Origin of the sequence: Kitasatospora sp. NPDC092039 (assembly GCF_044756065.1) — a bacterium.
GTDB lineage: Bacteria > Actinomycetota > Actinomycetes > Streptomycetales > Streptomycetaceae > Kitasatospora.
Genome location: NZ_JBIVSD010000017.1, coordinates 171649 through 188249 on the forward strand (window position 1 = coordinate 171649; position 16601 = coordinate 188249).

At 74.8% G+C, this 16601-nt stretch carries 15 protein-coding genes and 1 pseudogene; 7 read left to right on the forward strand and 9 right to left on the reverse strand.

Going from position 1 to position 16601, the window contains the following annotated elements; translation table 11 throughout:
• Positions 1 to 8 precede the first annotated feature (8 nt).
• Together ACIQI7_RS29275 and ACIQI7_RS29280 are read right to left on the reverse strand one after the other, a co-directional pair.
• Positions 9 to 764 carry a S1 family peptidase gene (locus ACIQI7_RS29275; protein WP_401115571.1) on the reverse strand — a complete coding sequence of 252 codons (756 nt, stop codon included), beginning with the start codon at positions 762 to 764 and terminating at the stop codon, positions 9 to 11.
• Positions 765 to 1104: 340 nt separating this feature from the next.
• Positions 1105 to 1314, reverse strand: a pseudogene (locus ACIQI7_RS29280) (TetR-like C-terminal domain-containing protein); the annotation flags it as partial.
• Between the two features lie 458 nt (positions 1315 to 1772).
• Between ACIQI7_RS29280 and ACIQI7_RS29285 the strand changes: the two are divergent.
• Positions 1773 to 3971 (forward strand): glycoside hydrolase domain-containing protein, encoded by a 2199-nt coding sequence (locus tag ACIQI7_RS29285; protein WP_401115574.1) that lies wholly within the window; start codon positions 1773 to 1775, stop codon positions 3969 to 3971.
• A gap of 472 nt (positions 3972 to 4443) precedes the next feature.
• Positions 4444 to 7278 (forward strand): hypothetical protein, encoded by a 2835-nt coding sequence (locus ACIQI7_RS29290; RefSeq protein WP_401115577.1) that lies wholly within the window; start codon positions 4444 to 4446, stop codon positions 7276 to 7278.
• A gap of 109 nt (positions 7279 to 7387) precedes the next feature.
• Here ACIQI7_RS29290 and ACIQI7_RS29295 read toward each other — a convergent pair whose 3' ends face one another.
• From ACIQI7_RS29295 to ACIQI7_RS29305, 3 genes are all read right to left on the reverse strand, one after another.
• A complete protein-coding gene (locus ACIQI7_RS29295) occupies positions 7388 to 7675 on the reverse strand; it encodes a hypothetical protein (protein WP_401115580.1) in 288 nt (95 codons plus the stop codon).
• 400 nt (positions 7676 to 8075) lie between these two features.
• A complete protein-coding gene (locus ACIQI7_RS29300; RefSeq protein ID WP_401115583.1) occupies positions 8076 to 8471 on the reverse strand; it encodes a hypothetical protein in 396 nt (131 codons plus the stop codon).
• 154 nt (positions 8472 to 8625) lie between these two features.
• Positions 8626 to 8853, reverse strand: coding sequence for a hypothetical protein (locus tag ACIQI7_RS29305; RefSeq protein WP_387755465.1), 228 nt, complete (start codon positions 8851 to 8853; stop codon positions 8626 to 8628).
• 503 nt (positions 8854 to 9356) lie between these two features.
• Here ACIQI7_RS29305 and ACIQI7_RS29310 point away from each other — a divergent pair.
• Both ACIQI7_RS29310 and ACIQI7_RS29315 read left to right on the forward strand, forming a co-directional pair.
• The gene (locus tag ACIQI7_RS29310; RefSeq protein WP_030303996.1) at positions 9357 to 9560 is read left to right on the forward strand and encodes a cold-shock protein; all 204 of its coding nucleotides are present in this window, start codon (positions 9357 to 9359) and stop codon (positions 9558 to 9560) included.
• 368 nt (positions 9561 to 9928) lie between these two features.
• The gene (locus ACIQI7_RS29315; protein WP_401115588.1) at positions 9929 to 11446 is read left to right on the forward strand and encodes a DEAD/DEAH box helicase; all 1518 of its coding nucleotides are present in this window, start codon (positions 9929 to 9931) and stop codon (positions 11444 to 11446) included.
• A 53-nt stretch (positions 11447 to 11499) separates the two neighbouring features.
• Here the strand turns inward: ACIQI7_RS29315 and ACIQI7_RS29320 are convergent, their stop codons facing one another.
• Together ACIQI7_RS29320 and ACIQI7_RS29325 are read right to left on the reverse strand one after the other, a co-directional pair.
• Complete coding sequence (locus tag ACIQI7_RS29320; protein ID WP_401115591.1) at positions 11500 to 12240, reverse strand: alpha/beta hydrolase; 741 nt, start codon at positions 12238 to 12240, stop codon at positions 11500 to 11502.
• Positions 12241 to 12422: 182 nt separating this feature from the next.
• Positions 12423 to 13613, reverse strand: coding sequence for a CapA family protein (locus ACIQI7_RS29325; protein ID WP_401115594.1), 1191 nt, complete (start codon positions 13611 to 13613; stop codon positions 12423 to 12425).
• Positions 13614 to 13916: 303 nt separating this feature from the next.
• Here ACIQI7_RS29325 and ACIQI7_RS29330 point away from each other — a divergent pair, with 303 nt between their 5' ends.
• The 3 genes from ACIQI7_RS29330 to ACIQI7_RS29340 all read left to right on the forward strand — a co-directional run bounded on the left by ACIQI7_RS29330 (position 13917) and on the right by ACIQI7_RS29340 (position 15637).
• Complete coding sequence (locus ACIQI7_RS29330) at positions 13917 to 14480, forward strand: GNAT family N-acetyltransferase (protein ID WP_401115597.1); 564 nt, start codon at positions 13917 to 13919, stop codon at positions 14478 to 14480.
• A 242-nt stretch (positions 14481 to 14722) separates the two neighbouring features.
• Positions 14723 to 15295, forward strand: coding sequence for a DJ-1/PfpI/YhbO family deglycase/protease (locus ACIQI7_RS29335; protein ID WP_401115600.1), 573 nt, complete (start codon positions 14723 to 14725; stop codon positions 15293 to 15295).
• Positions 15296 to 15415: 120 nt separating this feature from the next.
• Positions 15416 to 15637, forward strand: coding sequence for a DUF6480 family protein (locus ACIQI7_RS29340; RefSeq protein ID WP_401115603.1), 222 nt, complete (start codon positions 15416 to 15418; stop codon positions 15635 to 15637).
• 119 nt (positions 15638 to 15756) lie between these two features.
• On the opposite strand, the gene ACIQI7_RS29345 is transcribed toward ACIQI7_RS29340, so the two are convergent.
• Both ACIQI7_RS29345 and ACIQI7_RS29350 read right to left on the reverse strand, forming a co-directional pair.
• On the reverse strand, positions 15757 to 15957 hold the full coding sequence (locus tag ACIQI7_RS29345) for a hypothetical protein (RefSeq protein ID WP_401115606.1): 201 nt from the start codon (positions 15955 to 15957) through the stop codon (positions 15757 to 15759).
• A complete protein-coding gene (locus ACIQI7_RS29350; protein ID WP_401115609.1) occupies positions 15929 to 16600 on the reverse strand; it encodes a hypothetical protein in 672 nt (223 codons plus the stop codon). Before ACIQI7_RS29350 ends, ACIQI7_RS29345 begins: the two co-directional genes overlap by 29 nt.
• Position 16601 lies beyond the last annotated feature (1 nt).

A 16601-nucleotide genomic window follows, 5' to 3' on the forward strand; every position in this document is an offset into this window, starting at 1 on the left:
GGCCCTGGTCAGGCCAGCAGCTCCGCGGGGACGTCGGTGGCCCGGGTGAACACCGAGACCGGGTGCTGGGTGTCGCAGTACTTGTTGCCGGTGGAGACCACGCCGATCACCACGCCGCCGACCAGCAGCGGGCCGCCCGAGTCCCCCTTGCAGACGCTGTCCGTGGTGCCGGCCCGGGGGAGGCCGCAGACCTTGTGCAGGGGCGAGTCGTCGGGTGAGGTGAACGGGTCGCAGGAGGCCGGCGGGGCCAGCGTCAGCACCGCCTGCTTGAGGTGGGTGCCCGGGCCGTCCGAGCCGGTGCGTCCGAACCCCAGCAGCGTGGCCGTGCGGCCGTACCGGTAGAGCGCCGCGTCCCGCTGCCCCGCCACCCGGACCGGCCGGTGTGGCAGCGGCCGGTCCAGGGTGAGGACGGCGGAGTCGTGCTCCAGGCCGGGTGTGTACCGCGGGTCCACCCGGTAGTCCTTCACCCGGCGGACCTGGCCGCCGGAGCCGGTCAGGTCGGTGCGACCGGTGATGACCCGCAGGGAGCGCGGGTCGGCCGCCTCGGCGACGCAGTGGCCCGCGGTGAGCACCTTGGTCGGCGCGATCAGCGCGCCCGTGCACCACTGCTCGCCGGAGGCGGTCTCCAGGGCCACGACGAAGGGGTGGGACCTGGTCGTGGTGTCCGACCCGCCGTGGACGGCGGCGGCCGGGCCGGCCGCGGCGGCGAGCAGTCCGACCGTGGCCGCGAGGACGGCGAGCGGGCGTCGGTTCGAGGTGCGCATACGAGGGCTTCCTTCTGGGATCGGAGGGGGGCGGCGGGGCCGGATCGTCCGGGTCGGCGCCGTGGGCGTGCCCGGTGGTGGCCCGGCCGGTCGGTCGTGCCCGGCACCGGAGTGCCGCCGGACCGCAGGCTGCCCCGGAATCCGTCCCGCACGCCAGCGCCGCCGGGTGATCCGGGACGTTGGAACGACGGGATGGGCCCTGACCTGCGCGTTCGCCGCTTCCTGGAACGCCGCGGCGGGACGGGGGCCGCCCGGAACGGGGCTGATGACGGCGGCGGGAAGCCGAGGCGAGGGACCGGTCGTGAGCGCACCGGCAGGAGTCGGTCAGGCTCCCGACCTCCTACTCCGCGCCCCGGAACATCACCCGCAGCACCTCCCGGGCCAGTTCCTCCACCTCTGCGCCGTCCCGGCTCTCCGGCAGCGCGCCGTTCAGCCACAGGCTCGCGAAGCCGTGCGCCACCGACCACGCGGCGATCGTCGTCGCCCGGTCGGTCCCCTCCGCGTGACAGTTTCCGGCCGCTCGCCGCCAGCACCGCCCCCGCCCGGTCCCGGGCCGCGGCCGTCTCCGGGGCGTCCGCCCGGTTGAGCTCCGGCCGGAACATCACCTCGAAGTACGCCCGGTGGTCCACCGCGAACCTGCTCGGACTTGTCGCCGTCGACTCCCTCGACGCCTGGCAGCCAGCCGGCCGCAGGGCCCACGGCAACCTGATGTCCTGGGAGTACATCGGCCGCGCCTTCGGCTGCGGGCCGGAGGGGGCGCGGGAGCGGTTCGGTGAGACGCTGCCCGGCCTCGACCCGGGGATGAGGCATAGGTCGTCAGCCTTCGTACCGGTCATGGGGACGGACCGTCCCGCAGTGACTGTTGACGATGAGTCAGGTTGTACGACCGGGGGTGGTGGGGTACGTGGCGGCCCCCGGCGGCGGCGTGGATATCGTGGCCGACGCCGCGCGCCGACTCCTCGGCGTGCGGCCTTCGTCACGTCAGGAGAGATCTGGGTGAAGTCCCCAATGACAGCGCTCCGGAGCGCCGCGGCCGTCGTGGTGGCCGTGCTCGTGGCGGCGCCCGCCGCCGCAGGCTCCGCCGTAGCAGCTCCCGCCGGTGGGCAGGACACCAAGGCGGTGACGTACCAGGGCCGCGTGTTCCGGGTGCCCGCGGCCTGGCCGGTGGTGGACCTGGCCGTCGACCCGCAGGCCTGCGTCCGCTTCGACCAGCACGCGGTGTACCTCGGCCACCCGGGCGAACAGCAGGTCTGCCCGCCGAGGTTGATCGGCCGTACGGAGGCACTGCTGGTCGAGCCCGCCGCGGGCGCCGTACCGGACCGGGAGGGCTCCAACCCCGTCGCGCGGACGATCCGGGCGAACGACGGCGTCGTCGCCGTGACCGGGACGTACGAGACGGACCAGCCGCTGGTGCGGCGGATCGTCACCGGAGCCGGGCTCACCCCCGCGCCGGCGCACCGACCGGAGCCGGCGCCCGCCGGATCCCCGGCGGCCCCCGCCCCGCGGTCCACCGCCGCCGGAAGCGCCGCCGCGGCCGCGCCGTCCGGCCGGGCCGTGACCGCACCGGCCGCGCCTTCGGCGGTGGCGTCGATACCCGCGTCGGCGACGAACCACACCGGCAAGGGCTTCGACGCCTGCACGGCGCCCTCCGCCGCCGCGATGAACGCATGGATGACCTCCTCCCCGTACCGGGCGGTCGGCATCTACATCGGCGGCGCCAAGCGGGCCTGCGCCCAGCCGAACCTGACGGCCCCGTGGGTCCAGCAGCAGCAGGCCGCGGGCTGGGCCTTCATGCCGCTGTACGTCGGCGTGCAGGCCCCGAAGATCGTCTACCCCGCCACGGAGGGCGCCAACGCCGCCGACGACGCGGTGAGCCAGGCCCAGGCCCTCGGCTTCGGCCCCGGCACGATCCTCTACTACGACATGGAGGCGTACACCACCTCGCAGTACTCGGCCGCGGCCCTCGGCTTCCTCACCGCCTGGACCAACGAACTGCACGCCTGGGGCTACAACTCCGGCGTCTACAGCAGTTCCTCGTCCGGCATCAAGGACCTGGCCGCCAACGCCGGCAACAGCGCCTACACCATGCCCGACGCCGTGTTCAGCGCCAACTGGAACGGCAGGGAGGACACCGAGGATCCGGCGATACCCGCCGGCTACTGGTCCAACCACCAGCGTGCCCACCAGTACGCCTCGCCGCAGAACCCGGAGACCTGGGGCGGCTACTCGATCGGGATCGACCAGGACTACCTCGACGTCCAGCTGACCGCCGCCCCGCCGTCCCAGACCTCCGCGTTCTTCCTCGGGGTGCGTCAGAGTTCGGGCGCCTGGCCCGGCTTCAGCCCGCTGACGGGCGGAGCGGGCGTGTTCCGCGGCTCGGAGGCCGCGATCGCCGGTCTTCCGGGCGGCTCCTCGCAGGAGCTGGGCATCGGCCTGGACGGCCGGCTGTACCACGGCGTCCGCGCCGCGGGCGGCAGTTGGAGCGGCTTCGCCGCGCTGCCCGACGACGGCACGCCGGCGTCGTGGCCGAGCCGGGTCGGCATCGCGGGCCTGCCGGACGGCTCCTCGCAGGTGCTGGCCGTCGGCGCCGACGGAAACGTCTACCACCGCACCCGCTTCGCCGACGGCAGCTGGTCCGGCTACGGCGCGCTCCCCGGCGTCGGCACCCCGACCATGGGGGCCGCGGACGTCGCCATCGCCGGCATGCCCGACGGCTCCGCCCAGGTCCTCGCGATCGGCAACGACGGCAACGTCTACCACGAGACCCGCTTCTCCGACGGCAGTTGGAGCGGCTTCGCCCCGCTGCCCGGTGTGAACAGTTCGCGGATGGCGGCCCGGCGGGTGGCCATCGCCGGTCTGCCGGGCGGCTCCTCGCAGGTCCTGGTGATCGGCGGCGACGCGAACGTCTACCACGAGTCCCGCTTCGCCGACGGGAACTGGTCCGGTTTCGCCGCGCTCCCCGGCAACGGCACACCCACCCTGGCCGCGCGGACGGTCGCCATCGCCGGCCTGCCGGACGGTTCGTCCCAGGTGGCGGTGATCGCCAACGACGGGAACGTCCACCACGAGACCCGCTTCTCCAACGGCAGTTGGTCCGGCTTCGCCGCGGTCCAGGGCCCGTACGGTGCGAGCACCTTCCCGGCCCAGCGTGCCGCCATCGCCGGCCTGCCGGACGGCTCCAGCCAGCTCGTGGCCACCCGGAGCTGACCGGGCCGCACTTCACCACCAGGCGCCCCCGCCCCCGGCACTCCCCGGGTGCGGGGGCGCTCCTCGCCGCCGAGCGGAGGCGACCGGAACCGCCGGCGAGCCAGTACTGGCTTCGTGCGGAAACGGATGCGGAGGCCTCCCGGTTCAGAATCCCGGCGGGGGAATTCAGGAAAGCGAGTTCCCAGGTCAACGGGGTTGCGTGGAGCCGAAGTTGTGACGTGTGCACGGTATTCCGAGGGCTGCTCCGGGAATTCCGTCCGTCGCTCAGGTGATTCGCGCGGATCCCTTCCGTCCGCCGTTCGAATCTGACAGCATCGTCCGCTATCCGGTGATCGAATGCCGGTGATCACTGTGCCGGTGTGCCCGTGCGGTGTCCGTCCGCGGCCGACGTCCGCCCGGATCGGATCCGTGGCCTTCACCATCGGGCGCGCCGTCGAGACGCGGCCGACCGGCCGCGCCACGTGGAGGAGATGTGACCACCCAGGCCGGCACCCGCGTGCCCGCCCCCGACCCGGCGCCCCCGTCCGGGCCCGCGCGCGCCCACCGCCCCGCCCCCTGGGTCCGCACCCGGCTGCGGGCGAACCCGTCGGCCGCACTGCTCATGGCGGCCCTCGCGTTCGTCACCGTCTTCCTGGCGGCGGCCTTCCCCCGCGTCGCTGACCGGGGCGCGGACGCCGCGCTCCAGGACTTCGTCCGGCAGAAGGGCGTCAACCCGACCAGCCTGCACACCACTTCCAGGACGCGGGACGACGACACCGCCGACGGACTCGACCAGGTGCAGCGGCAGCTCGTCGAGCAGGTCGGCCGGCGGCTGACACTGGCCCCGTCGGGCCAGGCCTTCGGCGCCCGCGCCCTGGGCGAGCACCACATGGCCAATCCGGGGTACGCCCACATCTCCGACAAGGAGCCCTACCCGGTCCTCGGCCTGCTCTACCTGCACGACCTGGCCGCCCGGGCCACCCTCACCGCCGGCACCTGGCCGACCCCCGGCGCCGTCGGCGGTCCGCTGCCGATCGTGGTCAGCGGGAAGGCCGCCGAGACCATCGGCATCAAGCTCGGCGACGTCATCGACAACGGCGTCGAGGGCTCCGGCGCGGCGCGGACGACCGTGGTGGTCGGCCTCTACCAGGTCAACGACCCCCAGGACCCGTTCTGGGACGACCTCGGCTGCCCGGCCCGCGCCTGCCTGAACGCCAAACCCGACCACGAGCACTGGACGACCAGCGGGTTCGTCGCCGGCGGCAGCCTGCCCGCGCTGCTCCGCTGGGGCCCCAACGCCGAGAACTTCTGGCGGCTGCCCGTCGACCCCGCCTCGCTGCACGCCGACCGGCTCGACCGCACCCGCGGCGTCATCAGCTCCGTCCTGGCCGGGCAGGAGGCCACCGCCCTGATCGACCGGACCAGGCGCGCCGACCTGCGCACCACCTCGGGCCTGCCCGAGATCCTCACCCGGGCGGACGAGCGCTACCGGGCCTCGCTGCCGCTCAGCGCGATCGGCCCGGCGGGCGTCGCGGGCGTCGCCACCGTGGTGCTGCTGCTGGCCGCCGCGCTCACCACCGACCGGCGCGCCGCCGAGCTCCGGCTGCTCAAGGCCCGCGGCGGCTCCCGCACCGGGGTGACGCTACGGCTGACCGCCGAGGGCGCGGTCACCGTCCTGCCCGCCGCGGTACTCGGCACGGCCCTCGCCCTGGTGCTGCTGCCCACGGCCAGGTGGGACCGCGCGGTACCGGCGGCCCTGGTCGCGACCCTGATCGCGCTGCTGGCCGTTCCGGTGCGCGCGGCCCGGGAGTGGTCCCGACGGCGGCCGGTCGGCGGCAAACGCCGACTGGTCGGCGAACTCGCCGTCCTGGCGGTCACCGTCGCGGCCGTGGCGGAGGTCCGGCGCCGGGGCATCGGCCACGGGGCCGGGGTGGACCCGCTGCTGGTCGCCGCGCCGCTCCTGCTCGCCGTCACCGGCGGGCTGGCGCTGGCCCGGGTCGAACCGGTGGCGGTCGGCCGGCTGGCCGCCCTCGCCGGGCGGGGCCGCGGCCTGATCGGCTTCCTCGGCCTCGCCCGGGCCGCCCGCGACGGCTCGGGCCGCCGCAAGCCCGCCGTGCTGCCGCTGCTCGCCCTGCTGATCGCCGTCACCACGACCGGCTTCGGCGCCACCGTGCTCGACACCGTCGACCACGTGCGGACCCGTGCCGCGCGCATCAGCACGGGCGGGGACATCGGCGTCTCCCTTCCGGACTACGCCACCCTGACCGAGTCGTTCACCGAGGCCGCCGCCGCCCTGCCGGGCGTCCGGGCCTCGACCGGGGCCTGGATCGAGACCAGGGCCCGCTTCTTCGGCGCCGACCAGAGCTACACCGAGGCCTACCTGGTGGTGGTGGACGAGCCGACGGCGTACGCCGAGATCGCCCGGGCCCTGGGAGTCGGCGAGTTCGACCCGGCGAAACTGGCCGGGACGTCCGGCGGCCGGGACACCCCGGTGCCCGCCCTGGTCAGCCGCGACCTGGCCGGGCGCCTGGCCGCGGGGCCGGCCAAGGTGCGCACGCCCAACGGCAACGACGTGCACCTCGCCGTCGCCGGCCTCGTCGCCGCCACCCCCGCGCTGCCGGACCCGGGCAAGCCCTTCGTCGTCGTCCCCGCCGGCCCCGCCTGGGAACGGCTGCCGGGCACCAGGCGGGCGAACGAGTGGTTCGCGGTCGGAGACGTCGACCCCGACCGGGTCAGGACGGTCCTGCGGGACACCAGCGGGGCCCGGCCGGTCGGACTGGCCAAGCTGATCGCCGACGAGGCCACGGCCGTCGGCAAGGACACCCACGGGCTGCCCGCCGGCTACCGGGTGCACAGCAGCCGGGAGACCACCGCCGCGCTCGGCGACGACCCGCTGCAGCACGCCACCGAGCGGCTGTTCTGGTACGCGGCCGCCGCCGGAGCCGGATTCGCCCTGCTCGCCGTGCTGCTGACGCTGTTCCGGGCCGCGCCGGACCGTACGGCGGTGCTCGCCCGGCTGCGCACCATGGGCCTGCGGCCCCGGCAGGGCCTGGGGCTGATCATCGCCGAGTCGCTGCCGCAGACCCTGGCGGCGGCCGTCGGCGGCGGCCTGGTCGCGGCCGCGGCGGTCGCCCTGCTGGGCGGCGCCTTCGACATCTCGACGCTGGTCGGAGCGCCGGTCGGGGACGGCGTCACCCCCACGCTGCTGCCGGTGCTGCTGCCCACCGCGGGCCTGGCCCTGCTGGTCGGGCTCGGGGTGGTGGTGGAGACGCTGGTCGCCGGCCGGCGTCAGATCGCCACCGAACTGCGGGCGGGGGAGCAGCCGTGACGGCCCGGCCGGCGGCAGCACGGGCCGGGCCGGGCCGCCTCGATCCGGCCCCGGCACCCCGGCCGGGTCCCGCACCGGCCGATCGCCCGACGGCCGGGGCCGCGGTGACTCACTGCGCGGTGAGGCGGCGTCCGAGGTCGTCCAGGTAGGAGGTGCCGTAGGCGTCGGCGAGGTCGTCCAGGTCGATCATCGGCGGGATGTCGATCACGGGCTGGCGCTCGACGAGGAAGGCCACCGTCTCCTGGACGATCCTGGTCTCCTCGGCACCGGTGACCTGCGGCTGGTCGAGGACGCCGTCGGTGACCCGGACCCGGGTCTCCGCCTCGGCGGCGCCCTCGCGTACCCGGACCAGGTGCTCGTGGTCGCCCAGGGGTTCGACCTGGATCTCGATTCCCATGGTGGTCTCCGCCTTCCGTTCCGCGTGGTCCGGGCCGTGCGGCCGCGGCTGTGTGGATGCTAACGCCCGGTCGGCGCGGCGGTGGTGCCCGCTGCTCGCGCGCTCGACCGGCGCGTCGTCGGCCGGCCGTACGGATGGGCGGGGGACGGCTCGGAGCGGCGGCGCAGCGGCGAGGCGGCCTGACACCGGGCGGGGCCGGACGCCCCATACGGTGGAGGACCGGGGCCGCATCCCCGGGGACGAGCGCGCCGCGCACGCGAGGTGCGCGGCGCGGAGGTCGTCAGCGGGAGTGCGGGAGGCCGGGGTGGCGGCCGGTGTTTCGGGCGGGGGAGGCCCTGGGCGCCCCGGGGGCGCGGGTCGAGCGGGCCGACGGCCCGCTCGACCCTTCACGGGCGGTGCGTCACTGGTCGGAGTAGCTGAGGTCTCCCACCGTCCAGCAGCTGATGTCGGCGATGGCGATCCGGTACATGCCCCCGGTGTGGGGCAGGCCGTAGCTGCCCTGCAGGATGCGGGCGACGTGCAGGTGCAGGTGGGTCGGCCGTGAGTCGGGCGGCGCCGCTTCGTCGCGCGCCGCTCCACCGGCGGCGTTCGCGGGCGCCGCGAACAGTGCGGCGAAGGGCTTCAGGAAGTCCGAGGTGGCGAGGACTTCGGCCACCCTTTCGTTCCACAGGCTCTCCGGTGCCAGCCGGCCGGTGATGACCGCCCCGGGGACGACCACGGTCAGGGGCATCTGGGTGCTGTGCTCGGACTCCACCATCGCGGCGATGTCGACGAGCAGCCCATCAGGGTTCGACATGGACTTGAGGATAGTGCCCGCCGGACGCTGCCCGCACGGACTTCCCCGGGCGGCCTCCGGCCGCCGCCCGACAGCGCCACCGGGCGCGCCACTCACCGGCCGCTCCGCCCGCGCGGCGTGCGCACCACGGGCGGAGGAGCCGGGAGCGTCCGGGTCAGAGCGCGAACATCGCGCTGTACGGCGGGGTGACGCGGGCCTGCTGCGAGCCGAAGTCGACGAGCACGGCGGTGTCGCCGTCCCCCTCGACGCCGATGACCCGGCCCAGGCCGTACCTGTCATGGGTGACCCGGTCGCCGACGGCGAAATGCTTGAGGGGCGCCTCCGGCGGGGCCTTGAAGGGGCTGTGCGGCAGGGGGCGGCGGACTGCTGCGAAATTTTTCATCCCTGCCAGTATGGGCCGGAAATCGCCGCAGCGGACCCCTTCGACGCACTCGGGTTCGAGCGGGGCCGCAACGCCGCAGGTCCCGTCCGGTACGCCGCTGAACGGCACCGGCGCGCGTCGTGATCACCCGCGCTGCTCCGGCGGGGTGAGGGCCGGCCGCGCCGGGCCCGACGGGATCCTCCTCCGGGGCCCGCGGCGCCGAGCCCGCCACAGCGCCAACCAGCCTGCCGCCAGGAGGCGTTGACGCCCGTGACGGCTCCGGCCGGTGACCCCGGGGGACGCCTCGTCCGAAACCGGCGCGGAAATATCCGCCCACAACGTGCTCGGGCCTGCTAGAGTCGTTTTAGTTGCAGTAGTGGTTCCCATGAACTTTGTGTGCGCCTGCTGATGTATTTCGCAGGCGCATTTTTTCTTTCCCGGCTCTTCCCGGGTGGGTGCTTCCCGCGGCGACTCGATGCGTGCGCTGTGCACGCGTCGGACAGCCCCTTGAAGGAGATTTCTTAATGGCTAATGGCACCGTGAAGTGGTTCAACTCGGAAAAGGGCTTCGGCTTCATCGAGCAGGACGGTGGCGGCCCCGACGTCTTCGCCCACTACTCGAACATCAACGCCAACGGCTTCCGTGAGCTGCTCGAGGGCCAGAAGGTCGAGTTCGACGTCACCCAGGGCCAGAAGGGCCCGCAGGCCGAGAACATTCGCCCGCTGTAATTCCTGCCACGGCACCCGCCAAGCAGCGAGGGGCCCGCACCGCGCACACACGCCTGGTGCGGGCCCCTCGGCATTGCGCCACGGCGCATCCCCCGGCCGTTCAGGCCCCTGGCTCCGCCACCGGCGCCGTTCCCCACGCGAGACGCGCGGCGTCGCGTCCGGACCGGCGCCCTGCCGTGACATCGCACGGCTTCAGGCTCCCCGCTCCCGCCCGGTGCGGTGAGCGCCGACCGTAGGTGACGTGCCGCACGGTTCCACCGTCCACGCTCCGACCGTCACACTTCCGGCCCGTTCCCTTGCGGTCTCCGCCGGCGCCCAGCGCCACGGAGCCTTCCTCGTGACGCGCCGCCCCGAGGAAGGTCTCCCGCATGAACCGTCCCAGTCGCTCCCCGTACCGGACCGCCGGCTCCCGCTCCGGCGGCAACTCCTTCCACGCCGCCGGGCCCGCCGGCGGGCGGCGCCCGTCCGGCCGCGGTGCCGGCCGGGGCCCGTCCCCGTCGGGCGAGTTCGCGATGCCGGTGAGCACCACCCCGGCCCTGCCGGCCGCCGAGTCGTTCGACGAGCTCGACATGCCGAAGGCGCTGCTTCCGGTGCTGGCCCGCCGGGGCGTCACCGCGCCGTTCCCCATCCAGGCCGAGACCCTGCCGAACTCGCTGGCCGGCCGCGACGTCCTCGGCCGGGGCCGCACCGGCTCCGGCAAGACCATCGCGTTCGGCCTCGCGGTGCTGGCCCGAACCGCCGGGCAGCGGGCCGAGCCGCGCCGCCCGCTGGCCCTGGTGCTGGTCCCCACCCGCGAGCTCGCGCAGCAGGTCACCGACGCCCTGAGCCCCTTCGCCCATGCGGTGCGCCTGCGGATGGCGACCGTGGTGGGCGGGACGTCGATGAGCCGCCAGGCGTGGCTGCTGAACCGCGGGGCGGAGGTCGTGGTCGCCACCCCCGGCCGCCTCAAGGACCTGATCCAGCGCGGCGACTGCCAGCTGGACGGAGTCGGCGTCACCGTGCTCGACGAGGCCGACCAGATGGCCGACATGGGCTTCCTGCCGCACGTCACCGAACTGCTCGACCAGGTCGCCGAGGGCGGCCAGACCATGCTGTTCTCCGCCACCCTGGACCGCAACGTCGACCGCCTGGTGCGGCGCTTCCTCAAGGACCCGGTCACCCACTCGGTGGACCCGTCCGCCGGGGCGGTCAGCACCATGGAACACCACGTGCTGCACGTGCAGAATTTCGACAAGAACGCCACGATCGCCCACATCGCGTCCCGCGACGGCAGGGTGATCATGTTCACCGACACCAAGGACGGCGCCGACCGCCTGGTGGACGACCTGCTCGGGAACGGGGTGAAGGCCGCGGCCCTGCACGGCGGCAAGTCCCAGCCCCAGCGCACCCGCACCCTGGAGCAGTTCCGCACCGGTCAGGTGACCGCGTTGATCGCGACCAACGTCGCCGCCCGGGGCATCCACGTCGACGGGCTCGACCTGGTCGTCAACCTGGACCCGCCGGCCGACCACAAGGATTACCTGCACCGCGGCGGCCGCACCGCCCGCGCGGGGGAGTCCGGCACCGTCGTCACGCTGGTGCTGCCCAACCAGCGCCGCGCGATGACCCGCCTGATGGCGACGGCCGCCATCACCCCCGTCACCACCAGGGTCAGCGCCGGCGACGAGGACCTGGCCCGGATCACCGGCGCCCGGGTGCCCACCGGCATCCCCACCGTGATCCCCGACCCGGTCATCGAGCGGCCGCGCCGCAGCCCCTTCGGGAGCGGCCCGCGCCGCATCCGCCCCGCCTCCACCGGGGGCGACCCGCGGACCGCCGCGGGCCGTGACAACCCGGGCGCCGCCGGCCGCCGCCGGGCACCCCGGCGGGCCACCCTCGCCCCGTAGCCCGGTCGGGTCCGGTCCTCGGGCCCCGTCGGGTCCATCCGGTGTCCCCGGGCCTACGCACTCGGCGCGCCGACCGGGGCGGGGCGGTCGGCGGCCGCCAGCCGGTGGAGCAGCCCGACGGTCTCCTCCTGGTGGGACGCGAACACTCCGTGGTCGCTGTGCCAGGTGAGCGCGTGGGTCGCGCGGGCGGCGAACCGGCGTTGCAGGTCCGGGTGCATGGCGCGGTCCTCGGTGCAGACCACGTAGCTGCTGGGCCGGTGGTGCCAGGCGGCGCTGGTCGTCGGCTGGTGGGCGGGGGCCATCAGCTGGGGGACGAGTCCGGCGGCGTGGCGGGCGCGTTCCTCGTCGCCGAGTTGGGCGTGGAAGAGCCGTCCCGCGGCCTCGCGGTCGATCGTCGTGGTTCCGGCGAGGTCGCCGACCATGCTGGTGGTCAGGTCGGTGGGCGGTGCACTGGCGAGCAGGCCGAGGGCGGTCTCGCCGTGGTCGGGCATCATCGCGGCGAGGTAGACGAGGTGGTCGACCTTGTGCGGCGGAAGGCCGGTGATGACGGCGCCACCGTAGGAGTGGCCGCACACGACGGCGGGGCCGCCGTCGGTCAGCCGGTCCAGTGCGCTCTCGGCCGTGGCTATGTCGGCCGCCAGTGATCCGCGGTGCAGCTCGGCGACGGCCACGGCGACACCGCGTGCCCGCAGCCCGGCCGCGACGCCGTCCCAGGCACGGCCGGTGTGCCACGCGCCGTGCACCAGCAGCACCCCTCGGGGCGAACGGGGGGACGAGGATGGGGAGATGTTCACGAAGGCCTCTCGGTGTTCTGTCGATCGCGGAACGGGGGGATCGCGGGCGGCACCCGCACGCGCGTGCCGACGGTGCGGGACGGCGGCGCGTGCCGCTCACGACTCCGACCTGTAAGAGGCACCGGCCGGGGAAAAGGATTCGGCTTCCGCCCGGGCAGTCCTGGAAACCGTGCCGCGGGCGCTCAGGGAGCCATGGTCAGTCCTGCCGCGCCGCCGCCTCGGCTCAGCACGACCGACCGGATGTGGTCCACGGCCCGGGCGTAGTCGCCGCGGCCCGGCTCGCGGCGGACGGCCTCGGTCAGGTCGACGACGCGGTAGGGCGGACCGAGGTCGGTCAGCTGGGGGACGAACTCGGCCCTGGTGACGGCCCAGCGCTGCCCGGGACCGGCGGGCGGCGAGAAGGTGAAGCGGGCGATGGAACTCCAGTTCCCCCGCGGGTCCTCCGCGCCGGTGTGGTTGAACATGTGTCCGGCGAGCTGGTCGCCGAGGCCGTAGACGATCCAGGTGTCGTCGATCTTCTCGTAGGCCTGCGGGATGTGGGCGTGGGTGCCGAGGACCAGATCGATGTCGGGCCGACCGGGGCCCTGCCCGGCGGCCAGGTCGCGGGCGAGGCCGAGCTGCTGCTCGTCCGGGGCGTCCTGCCACTCGGTGCCCCAGTGGAGGCTGACCACCACCACGTCCGCCCCCTGCTCCCGGGCGGCCCTGGCGTCGGTGAGGATCCGCTCCCGGTCGATGAGGTTGACCGCCCAGGGGCGTTCCTTCGGCAGCGGGATGCCGTTGGTGCCGTAGGTGTAGGCGAGATGGGCCACCGTGGCGCCGCCCGCCGTGAACAGCGCGGGGCGGCCGGCCTCGTCGGCGCTGCGGGCGGACCCCGTGTGCTGCAGGCCGACGGCGTCCATGGCGTCGAGCGTGCGCCGGATGCCGTCCGGTCCGTCGTCGAGGGTGTGGTTCGAGGCCGTGTCGCAGGCGGTGTAACCGGTGTCCCTGAGCGCCCGGGCCACCTGCGGGGGCGACTTGAACGACGGGTAGCCGGTGAAGGGCCCGCCGTCGGCGCCGTACACCGTCTCCATGTGGCAGATGGCCAGGTCGGCGGCGGCGACGACCGGCTTGACCCCGGCGAGCATCCGGGCGAAGTCGTAGCCGTCGCCCCCGGCGTCCTCCTGGGCCTGCCGGATGATCTCGGTGTGCGGCAGCACGTCCCCGGTCGCGACCAGTGTGAACGCCCGCGGCCCGGGCGGGGTCGGTTCGGCCGTGGTGCCGGGATCCCGCGGCGGCGACGGTACGGACTGCCGGGCCTGGGGTGCCCCGCACCCCGCGAGGGTGACCAGCAGGGCGGCGGCTGTGAGGATCTCTCGGCGCAGGAATCGCATCATCGGCTCGTCCCATGATCGGCGGGTGTGACGGTCCGACTATGCGAGCCATCGACCGGCCGACGCGGAACCCGCGCTCTGGGATCACCCGACGGGGCCAGCCGCTGCTGCGGGTCGGGCTTGTCCCGGCGGCACGGAACGGCCCCGGCCCTGTTCAGAGCCTCGGCCCACGGCCGCGTGAAATTCGATTGCGCGACCGGTGGCGAGGGTCTAGAACGGCGGTGTTGTCCAGGACGAGTCGTTGGGGGCTCCGTGGTCCGGTCACTTCGGCCGACGGGTGGCCCCCGGGGGAGAAACACCGGATCGATGACCATGCTCTCGCTGCCCATCAAGACCGAACGGCTCCTCCTGCGTCCGTTCACGCCGGACGACCTCGACGACCTGTACGAGTTCCAGCGCCTCCCCGAGGTCGCTCGCTACCTCTACCGGCCACCGCTCACCCGGGAACAGTGCGTGCAGAGCCTGGAGCGCCGCGCGGCCGGCACGGAGTGGGCCCAGGACGGCGACGCCCTTGCGGTTGCCGTCCGCCCGGTCGGCGAGGCGAAGGTCGTCGGCGAGATCACCCTGAAGCTCGCGAGTACGGCGGCGCGCCAGGCCGAGATCGGCTGGACCTTCAACCCGGCGTACGGCGGCCGGGGTTACGCGACCGAGGCGGCGCGCGCGACCGCCGGGCGGGCCTTCGCCGAGCTGGGCGTCCACCGGCTCTTCGCCCGCCTCGACGTACTCAACACCGGGTCGGTGCGCGTGTGCGAGCGCCTCGGCATGCGCCGGGAGGCGCACCTCGTCGAGAACGACCTCGACGGCGAGCGCTGGGGGAGCGAGTACGTCTACGCGACGCTCGCCCGCGAGTGGAAGGCCGACCGGCCCTGACGGCAGGTCCGGAGGAAGCCGTCTGAGGCGCCCGGCCGAGCGTCTCAGGCGGCTTCCTCGCCGGGTCGGTGCGGCGGACGGGGACGGGACGCGGTGGGCGGCGCCCCGTACGGCGGTCGGTCGCACCCCGTGACGATCCGGATCGGGCCGGTGAATCCGGCATGGCCGGGAGCGCGGCGGGTACCCGCAGCGCTCGGGGTGCGTGTGCGCGCCCCGGCGAACCGACCCGAACAGGAGGAGCCATGAACCGGCACGGCAAGGTCCTGGCGATCGTGACGAACTACGGCGTCGAACAGGACGAACTGCTCGTCCCCGTCCGGCACCTGCGCGAGAACGGCATCCAGGTCGACATCGCCGCCCCCGAACGGGGCGAGATCCGCACCCTGGTCGGGGACAAGGACCCCGGCGAGACGGTGCGCCCGACACTCACCCTCGACGAGGTCGACGCCACCGGCTACGACCTGCTGCTCATCCCGGGCGGCACCATCAACGCGGACACCCTCCGGCTCCGACAGCCCGCCGTCGACACGGTGGTCGCCTTCACCACCTCGGGGCGGCCCGTCGCCGCCATCTGCCACGGTCCCTGGCTCCTGGCCGAAGCCGGGGTCGCCTACGGCAAGCGGCTCACCTCCTACCCGTCGCTGCGCACGGACCTCGCCAACGCGGGCGCCACCTGGATGGACGAGCCGCTGGTCACGGACGACACCAACGACTGGCGCCTGGTGACCTCGCGCAACCCCGGCGACCTCGACGAGTTCCTGCGCGGCATCGACGCCGCCCTGCAGGCCCGGGCCGAGGCGGTCAGCCCGCACTGACCGGACGGCGCGGCGCCGGCCGACGGGGACCGCCCGACCGTACGGCGGGCGGGTGACGTTTCCGGCCCCCGGCCCGGGGAAGCCGCCCGGCATCGAAGCCCACACTCTCCGGGATGCACCATGACCACACCTGACCCCGACCCGGACCGCACTCCGGCGCTGGACGAGCACGGCGCCCTGCCCGGCGGGGACACCCCGCCGGCCGAGGGCGGCACGTCGGGCATCTCCCACCCCGAACCCGAGGAACTGCGCAAGGCCTGGGGCATCTGGCCCGCGGTGGTGATCGTGGCGATCGCCGTGGCCGTCTCGGTCATGCTCGTCGCCATGATCTTCGTCGCCTGACCGGGGCCGCCGTCCTCCGTCGTCGTCCGGGGCCGTCGTCCACGCGACCGGCGCGGTGGGACCGCTTCGTGCCGCCGCCCCCCGCCGATGCGAGGCCCGGCGGGGACCCGTTCCGGGCTCTACTCCCCGGTACCGGGCCAGGTGGGCTGCGCGAGCCGGTGGCGCAGGGCGTCGAGTCGGGCGAGGTGCGCGTCGAGCGCTGCGGTGACCTCGCTCCCCACGGCGTGGACGCGCGCTTCGACGGCGCCGATCCGTTCCAGGATCTGCTGCCACCCGTCCTGGTCGGCGGCGTCAGGCGCGTCGGCGGTTGCTGGCGTCACGGAGCTGGTCGGTGCGGTGGGCGAGTGCATCGAGGTCGTTGGCGAGGTCGTCGTGGTCGGGGCCGAGGTGGGGGCGGATGTCGGCCAGGGGCTCGATGAGGTCGGCCGCGTCGGCACGGCCGAGCGCGGTGGTCAGGGCGCTCTGGGCGCGCCGGGCGCGGGCGCCGAGGCCGGCAGCGGTGATCCGGGCCGCCAGGACGCGCAGTTCGGCGGCGTTGTCCCGGGCCCAGGCGGTGACGGCTCGGTCGGCGGCCCGGCGGTCGCGGACCGCCTTCACCCGCTCCGCGCCGGTGTCGGCGGTGCTGCGTGCGGGGCGCAGGCGCAGGTAGCGGTTCTCCGCGGCCTGGCGGCTGGCGACGCCCATGGGGCGGGCGAGATCGGCCCAGGTCGCGCCGCCCGCCCGCGCGGCCTCGACCAGCGGGGCCTCCCAGTCCGCGAGCTGCGCGCGCAGCTCGCGCAGCAGCACCAGGGCGGCCAGCGCCTGCCCGGCTCCGTCCTGGGGGGCGTCCCACGGCGAGGTGTCGGGCGCGGCGCCGGGCGCGTGGGCGGAGCGGACCGCGTCGTCTATGGCGGCGAGCGCCGCGGCGGCGGCCAGGAAGGAGACCGGCTCGGGGCCGGACGCGGGCGGTGGCTTGGTACTCATG